This window comes from Pantoea sp. SIMBA_079 (genome assembly GCF_046940275.1).
GTDB classification, from domain to species: Bacteria; Pseudomonadota; Gammaproteobacteria; order Enterobacterales; family Enterobacteriaceae; genus Pantoea; species Pantoea borealis.
On record NZ_JAWRYR010001040.1, the window covers coordinates 1 to 228 of the forward strand.

Annotated in this window: 1 pseudogene; it reads right to left on the minus strand. The window is 69.3% G+C overall.

What is annotated here, in order from left to right:
- Positions 1–228: pseudogene (locus SB719_RS23085) on the minus strand (hypothetical protein); the annotation flags it as partial.

Consider the following 228-nt stretch of genomic DNA (forward strand, 5'->3'; position numbering starts at 1 on the left):
GCATCGCTGAGCGTCTGCCGGATCTGGGCCTGGTGGGCCTGCTCGCTCCACAGTTCGAATTTCTCGCCCATCCCCACCAGCACCGCCTTGCGCTCCATGCCGACCGTGGTGCGGTGGCTGGCGGGCACGCTTATGCGGCCACTGCCGTCGGGTTCGACCACCATCGCCGCGCCAACCAGCTTCAGCTGCAGGGTGCGGTTGGTGGGGCGGGTGCGCGGCAGTGCGTTG